This window comes from Spiroplasma sp. ChiS (genome assembly GCF_002968355.1).
GTDB classification, from domain to species: domain Bacteria; phylum Bacillota_I; class Bacilli_A; order Mycoplasmatales; family Mycoplasmataceae; genus Spiroplasma; species Spiroplasma citri.
In genome coordinates this window covers 1-2670 of record NZ_PUUH01000037.1, presented here as the reverse complement: position 1 = coordinate 2670, position 2670 = coordinate 1, and the positions used below count along the sequence as shown (strand labels likewise).

Annotated in this window: 3 protein-coding genes; all 3 read left to right on the top strand. The window is 23.5% G+C overall.

Going from position 1 to position 2670, the window contains the following annotated elements; all coding sequences use genetic code 4:
• Positions 1 to 629 (top strand): RecT family recombinase (locus C6B38_RS02090; protein ID WP_105298466.1); only part of this gene is annotated, 629 nt, incomplete at its 5' end.
• Between the two features lie 4 nt (positions 630 to 633).
• Positions 634 to 987, top strand: a complete 354-nt coding sequence (locus C6B38_RS02085) for an HNH endonuclease (RefSeq protein ID WP_146693260.1) — start codon at positions 634 to 636, stop codon at positions 985 to 987.
• Positions 988 to 999: 12 nt separating this feature from the next.
• A complete protein-coding gene (locus C6B38_RS02080) occupies positions 1000 to 2112 on the top strand; it encodes a DNA cytosine methyltransferase (RefSeq protein WP_105298464.1) in 1113 nt (370 codons plus the stop codon).
• The last annotated feature ends 558 nt before the right edge of the window (positions 2113 to 2670 follow it).

The following is a 2670-nucleotide window of genomic DNA, read 5'->3' as shown; positions in this document are numbered from 1 at the left end:
ATGCCTATATTGTTCCATATAATGGAAAAGGACAGTTGCAAATTGGTTATAAGGGTTATATTCAGTTAGCAATCCGAACAGGAAAATATTTAACAATAAACGCAATAGAAGTAAAACAAGGTGAATTATTAAATTTTGATGAATTAGAACAAGAATACAATTTTAAATGAATAACCAACGAAAATGAGCGAACAAAAAAAGAAACAATCGGATATGTTGCGTTTTTTAAACTACTAAATGGTTATAAAAAAACTTTATATTGAAGTAAAGAAAAATGCGAAAATCATTTTAAAACATATTCTAAGAATTATCAAACTTACGGAAAATTTACGGCTGGAAGTTATGAGGGAATGGCACTTAAAACAGTATTAACCCAACTTTTAAGAAAATGAGGTATTATGTCAGTTGAAATGCAAGAAGYCTATCAAMATGATCAAGCAATAATTATTAATAACAGCAAAGARTTTAGTGATAATCCTAACATAAAAAATAAAGAAGATAACAATGTTATTGAATTAAATAACAAAAAAGATGAATTAAATCTAAATTTAGAACAAGAATTTAGCAGTAATGAAATAAATGATGATGAAGAAATTGCTAAAGCTGTTAATGAAATGTTTTCTGATTAATAAAATGAAAAATAATTGAAAAGATTATGATAAAAATCGTCCAATTAGACATAAATTTTATCGCAATAAAAAATGAGTAAAAATAAGAAACGATTATTTTAATAGCAAAATGGGAATATGTGAACGATGTTATCAAAAARGATATATAGTTAATGGCGTTATTGTTCACCACAAAGAATATATTACCRATCAAGATTTTATTAATTGAAACATTGATAAACTTTTTGCTTGAAAAAATTTAGAACTATTATGTATGAAATGCCACAATAAAGAACACAAAACCGAAAAAGGATATCGCGATAATGTCATAATTGACGAAAAAACTGGCAAAGTAAAAATAATCGATAAAGAAGAATAAAAAGAGGTCATTATGATTAAAGTAATAGAATTATTTGCTGGGATTGGAAGTCAAAGAAAAGCATTAGAAAATATTGAAATTAACCATAAGATAGTTGCTATTTGTGATAATGATAAATATGCTGAAAAATCATATCGAGCAATTTTTAATGATTATGACACACCAAATTTAGGTGATATTACCAAATTAGAAACTTTACCGTATGCCGATTTAATAACTTGATCATTTCCATGTCAAGACATATCAAACGCCAATAATAATGGGCAAGAATTAAATGGTAAGAGAAGTGGTTTAGCTTACAAAGTTGTTGATTTAATAAAAACAATGCCAATAAAACCTCAATATCTTTTAATGGAAAATGTGCCAAATTTATTAAGTAAAAAGTTTTTTGTTGGATTTCAAAATCTACAAAATCAACTTAATAAATTAGGATATCATAACCAACATTTTACAATGAATGCCAAGGATTATGGAATTCCCCAAAATAGAAAAAGATTGTTTATGATTTCAACATTAAAGCAAGATTTTAAATTTCAATATCCCCAACCTTGTAATTTAAAATTTTTGGTAAAGGATATTTTAGAAAATAATGTAAATGAAAAATATTTTATTAGACAAGAATCAATGAAAAAAGCAATTGAAAACAATAAACTTAAAATCATTCAACAATGTTCTTATACAATTACAACAAAACAAATGCGATGAGGAAATGCAGGAATTATTGCAATTCCAACAATTAAGGATTATGGTAATTTTATTGTTTTACCACGAGCAAAAGATGGTTTGTTAATTAATGGATCATATAATCGGTTTTGAAAAACAGAAAATAATTATATAGGAACAATCGCAGCAAGTAATGTCAATAAAATTATGATTGATAATAAAATACAAAATCAATATACTAATAAAATATTATCTTTTTTAATTGATGAAAAAGAATACTTTTTAAGAATATTAACACCTCGTGAATGTTGATTATTAATGGGATTTAGTAATAAAGACTTTGATAAAGCAAGCAAAGTTGTTTCAGAAACACAACTTTATAAACAAGCTGGTAATAGCATTGTGATTGATGTATTAGAAAAGATTTTTATAAAAATGTTTAAAACAGAAAAGAAAAATTAACAAAGGAAGTGAAAAAAATGAATAGTTATAAAATAATAATAGGATATTATAATAAAATTTGTTCTGTTTGTAATAAAGAAATGCCAAATATTTTTAGCCAAGCAGGATTAATAAAAATTAGTTAAAATGAAAATAAATTATTTTATTATGGTTTTAAATGTATAAAAAATAAGTATGATAAGATTAATTTATAAAAATAGAAATATAATTTTATATCTTATAAACACAAAATGCTTAAATTCCTTGTGTTTCTGTAAATTATTGTATCAAATTTTGATATCATATCAATTCTTTTTAAATTTATGGAAATAATAAGGAAAATAAGCCTATTATTTCTATTTTTATAAAAGAAGGGAATGATATATATGAAAAAAAATTTAGGATTATTAAGTTCATTTACATTATTAACTGCTGGAGTAACACCATTAATGGCAATGATGCCAAGTTCCTCAAATAATATTTATACTTGTGAAAAATATTAATATTAATTTTAATAAAAAAAAATTTTTTATTGAACAACAAATTTTAGAAGATTTTTAGAAGATGAAATATTATTTA